This window comes from Terrisporobacter sp., assembly GCF_017888745.1.
Lineage (GTDB): Bacteria > Bacillota > Clostridia > Peptostreptococcales > Peptostreptococcaceae > Terrisporobacter.
The window spans coordinates 1-4,446 of the sequence record NZ_JAGHFM010000354.1; the positions used below are offsets into that span (position 1 = coordinate 1).

At 27.3% G+C, this 4,446-nt stretch carries 5 protein-coding genes; all 5 read left to right on the plus strand.

The window, feature by feature from the left end:
* Positions 1-412: 412 nt before the first annotated feature.
* The 5 genes from J7G74_RS15485 (at position 413) to J7G74_RS15500 (ending at position 4,437) form a co-directional block, all read left to right on the plus strand.
* Positions 413-1,228: a hypothetical protein gene (locus J7G74_RS15485; protein ID WP_297136978.1), complete on the plus strand. Its 816-nt coding sequence runs from the start codon at positions 413-415 to the stop codon at positions 1,226-1,228.
* Between the two features lie 12 nt (positions 1,229-1,240).
* A complete protein-coding gene (locus J7G74_RS15490; RefSeq protein ID WP_297136980.1) occupies positions 1,241-2,368 on the plus strand; it encodes an ATP-binding protein in 1,128 nt (375 codons plus the stop codon).
* Positions 2,369-2,371: 3 nt separating this feature from the next.
* The gene (locus tag J7G74_RS16740; protein WP_330616608.1) at positions 2,372-3,088 is read left to right on the plus strand and encodes a DUF2201 family putative metallopeptidase; all 717 of its coding nucleotides are present in this window, start codon (positions 2,372-2,374) and stop codon (positions 3,086-3,088) included.
* 123 nt (positions 3,089-3,211) lie between these two features.
* Positions 3,212-3,784 carry a vWA domain-containing protein gene (locus J7G74_RS16745; protein WP_330616609.1) on the plus strand — a complete coding sequence of 191 codons (573 nt, stop codon included), beginning with the start codon at positions 3,212-3,214 and terminating at the stop codon, positions 3,782-3,784.
* A 215-nt stretch (positions 3,785-3,999) separates the two neighbouring features.
* On the plus strand, positions 4,000-4,437 hold the full coding sequence (locus J7G74_RS15500) for a hypothetical protein (protein ID WP_297136982.1): 438 nt from the start codon (positions 4,000-4,002) through the stop codon (positions 4,435-4,437).
* Positions 4,438-4,446 lie beyond the last annotated feature (9 nt).

Consider the following 4,446-nt stretch of genomic DNA (forward strand, 5'->3'; position numbering starts at 1 on the left):
AATGCTACTTTACTCATTTTTAATTTTTTTGTTCCCTTTAACAATCGCCTATATATTACAAAATACCCAAATAAAAATAAAGCTATTCCAATGACTAGCCCAATAATCCCTAATAAAAAATACTGCTGTGCTAGTCCTATAACTGATGAAATTCTCATTATTTTTCCCCTTTCTATTTATCCCATATTTAACAAATTTTTAAAATATAAATTTAGTATACAATACACCACAAGATATTCCAATCATGTAATATATCTACTCATTAATAAAAATACAAATAAACTTTTTGAAATACAAATGAATTTACTATATAATGGAAAAAATATACTGTTTAAACTAACATAAAAAGTATATAAATTATAGTAAGAAGTCATTATTTTAAAATATAAAATAATAGATAGGGAGGTACAGTATGGAAGAATCAAGACTTATTGAAATGATAAAAAGAAATCCTACTATTATAGAAACAATAGATAATCCAACCGACGAGATGAAATTATTAGCCATTGTCAAAAATGGCCTTTTATTAAGAGATATAAAAAATCCAACTAGAGAAATGGAAGAGTTAGCTATAGAGAACAATCCTAGAGCTATTCAATATATAGATGAGCCAAGTGAAGAAATGATGATAAAGGCGGTAAATGAAGGATGGAGTATTTTAGACTATATAAAAAATCCAACTGACAAAGTTATTGAATTAGCTATAAATCAATCAGGATGGGCTATTCAATATGTTAAAGAGCCAAGTGAAGAATTACAAGTATTAGCGATAAGGAAAAATTATGATTCAATAAAATATATAAAAGAGCCTAGTGAAAGAGTTCAAGAAGAAGCTGTAAAGATAAAACATGATGCATTAAGATATATAAAATCACCTAGTTTTAGTGCACAGGTTTTAGCAGTTGAAAATAACGAATCAGCTATTAGCTTTATAAGTGATTTAGATAAAGATAAAATATTAGAATTTTTAAAGTCGAATATTTTAGTAAGTAAATATATAACAAATAAAATATCTAAAGAAGAACTAGAAGAAGTTTTAACACAAGCATTAAAAGAAACATTATCTAGTGAAGATGTTGAAGAAAAATACGTAAGAGATTTCTTAAATTGTTCTGTCATAGACAGAAATAGCAGTACAATATCAATGGATAAAATTTTATTCATTCATAAATACGGAAGTAAAAAAGCTAAAAAAATAGCTGTAGATGAAAAACTAAAGATGATGTAGGAGAGAGACAAAATGAATTTTATAGATACATTAAAAAGTGTTGAGTTAGTATTATCTACTGAAGAAGTACCTTTAGTAGTTGGTGAAAGTGGAATCGGAAAAACGGCTTTAGCTAAAAAACTTGCAAAAGACAATGACTGGAGCTTAATTGTTATAGATGGAAATCTTCTTAAAGAAGGTGAAATAGGAGGTCTTCCAACAGTAGAATCTTATATAAGTATAGATTCTAATGGAAACAAAATTGAAAAGAAGACTACAATATATGCAGTTCATAATAAATTAAGAGAAATTGATGAAGAGATTTCTAAAAATAAGTCAGTTTTATTATTTATAGATGAAATAAACCGTTGTGAACATACAGTACAACAAGAGCTTATGAACTTAATATTAAATAGAGAAATAAACGGATATAAATTACATGAAAATGTAAAAATCTTAGCTGCCATGAACCCATCAAGCAAGTATGGTTCAGACTTTGACTATCAAGTTGTGGATATGGATGCAGCTCAAGAAAATAGATTTGTATGGTTAAACATGGAGCCGGATTATACAGTTTGGCTAAAATGGGCAATAGATGCAGGAATTGAGCAAAAAGTTATAGAGTTTATATCTACATTCCCAGAATATTTAAATAAAGTAAATGAAGATGATGTAAGAGCAACTCCAAGAAGTTTTGAGAGAGTTTCTAAAAGTTATAAAATATATAAAGAAAACAAAGATTCAATACCTAAAGCAATATTCTTAAATGTTATAAAAGGTAATGTAGGGAGAGTTATAGCAGAAGAGTTTGTAAGTTTTATAGAGTCAGATTCTAGTCCTTTAATATCTTTTGAAGATATATTCTCAGGGGATAGCATTGATGAGTCTGTTATAGAAAGAATAAAAAATGAAAGTCATACAAGACTTTATATAAGTGCTATGAATATTTTAAGAGCTTTAGAATTAAATATTAAAGATGAAGATGAAGCAAAATATTATATAGCTAGACTTGTTGAATTTTTAAAATTATATCCTATAGATCTAATGGTAGGAATTATGAAAGATATAAAAAATAGTTATACTGAAGTATATAAAAGAGCCATAGAAAATGAAGAGTTTGTGGAAGCATATTTTGAATCTTATAGTTCAATAAGGGGATAATATATGGAAAATAATTTTCAAAAACAAGCAAAAGATCTTTATAATAAAGCAATTGATATTGTTAATAGAGAAGTAGATGCAAAATCAAATTTTGATGGTGAATCATTTGAGATAGATATACCACAAGATTATAAAAATGAGTTTTTTAGCCTTGTAGATAAAGTTGTCTTAAGTCTTATGGAAGAAAAAGATAATTTTTATGGATACTTTTTATTTCAAATGGGAAGAGAAATTAAATTTGATATAAGTAGTCCTACTGCTGTTAATTTCAAAGGAGCTAAATATGTTATATATTTTAATCCAATAATTTTCTTACAACTTAATATGAAGCAAATGGAATGTACGATTAAGCATGAAGTGCTTCATGTATTATCTATGCATTTAATTAGAGCTAAAGAATTAAGAGAAAAATATAGTACACTTGCTATTAATATGGCTATGGATTTAGTAGTGAATCAACATTTAGATTATCTTCCACCATATGCTGTAACTTTAAACTGGATTAATTCAAAATATCCATCTTTAAAATTAGAGCCATATAAAACCTTTGAATACTATGTGGATAAAATTCAAATTGAATTAGATTTACAAGAAACAGATGAAGAAGGGGAAGAAAATGATAAAATTGAAAATGAAAATGTAGAGACTGAATTTAGACCAGAAAACACTCATGATATTTGGGATGATTCTGATGAAATAGATGAAAAGACTCTTAAATAATTTACAGAGAAGTTTGCTGGTAACTCTCAAAAAGGTGAAATTCCAGTTTATTTAAATAATTTAATAGCATCACTTAAAAATAGTAAAGGTGAGCTACCTTGGAATTTATACCTTAAAAAATTAATGGGAACTGTAGAAAGTAATAAGAAAAAAACTATAACAAGAAGAAATAGAAGACAACCTCATAGATTAGATTTAAGAGGTGAGCTTAGAGGACATAAAGCTGAAATAGCAGTGGCAATTGATATAAGTGGAAGTATCAGCAATGAAGAGTACAAGCAAGCCATTAAAGAAGTTCTAAGTATAGTAAAAAGTCATAATCAAGAGATTACAATTATAGAATGTGATAAAGAAATTAGACGTGCATATAAAGTTAAATCTGTAAAAGATGTAAAGGATAGATTTGCCACTGGTGGTGGAACTGAATTTACACCAGTCTTTGAATATGCTAATAATAAAAAGATTAATTTATTAATTTACTTCACTGATGGCAAAGGAGAAACTAGATTAAAAATAAAACCTAAAGGATATAAAGTATTGTGGGTTATCTCTGGAAGAGGAGATAAGCTTTCACTAATAGAGCCTTATGGAGTAGTTAAAAAGTTAAGTAAGGTTGAAATAAAAGATGATCTGATAGATATGAGCGATGTTAGAAGTGATGGATATTCAATGAATAACCAAGCTCCTATTTTGTAAAATATTAATAAAGTAATATCAATAATTAAAGATATAAATTTATACAATCAAGATAAAAACTTATTAAAGAATATTGATAAAAATCAATATTCTTTTTTTATTTAAAATATAAAAATATGACAATTTTTATCACGTTTTTTAATTACATAAGTATATTATATTAAGGATTTAAATTAAAATATAAATTCTTAGAAACTTAGAAAGTGGTGAAAATTATGTGTAGAAGAAGAAATAATAATGATGAATTTAGATTTATTGCTAGAGGATCTGAATGTAGACGCAATGAATGCAGATGTGAAGAATGTTGTAGAAGACGTGATTGCGATTGTAGAAGAGACGAGGATGATTTCTCTGGAGGAAACTTTTTCTCTGGTGAAGAAAGAGAAAGAGAGAGACAAAGAGAAATAGAAAGACAAAGAGAAAGACAAAGAGAAATAGAAAGAGATAGAGACAGAGCAAGACAAAGAGAAGAAGAAAGACAAAGAGAAGAAGAAAGACAAAGAGAAAGACAAATACAAATGGAAATAGAAATAGACATGGAAATAGAAATAGAAAGAGAACTAGAAAGACAAAGAGATAGAGAAAGAGACAGAGATACAGATCGCTGTGAAGGATCACGTAGATGTGTAATTAGAAATAATCGTTGTAGATAGAAGAGATAG